This window comes from Stenotrophomonas sp. SrG (genome assembly GCF_050031795.1).
In the GTDB taxonomy this organism is placed as follows: domain Bacteria; phylum Pseudomonadota; class Gammaproteobacteria; order Xanthomonadales; family Xanthomonadaceae; genus Stenotrophomonas; species Stenotrophomonas rhizophila_A.
The window spans coordinates 1-242 of the sequence record NZ_JBNBBE010000982.1; the positions used below are offsets into that span (position 1 = coordinate 1).

Sequence of the window (242 nt, forward strand, 5' to 3'; positions counted from 1 at the left end):
CGAGTGGGCGCAGAAGAATTATAAAGAACACACCGATACTGCACCCGCGGCCGAACCGGCTGCGGTGGACCAAACGAAAATCGACCACTCGACCATGGATCACGGCAGCGCCAACCACGCGCAGATGGATCACACGACGATGGATCACGCAGCCATGGGACATGTCACCGCGCCGGTTTCTCAGCGCGAACCCATTCACGAAGTCACAGACGCCGACCGAGATCCCGCCTTCCCGCCCATCA

General features: G+C 60.3%; 1 pseudogene. It reads left to right on the plus strand.

The features are described from left to right. Positions 1-242: pseudogene (locus ACQG3P_RS22435) on the plus strand (copper resistance protein B); the annotation flags it as partial.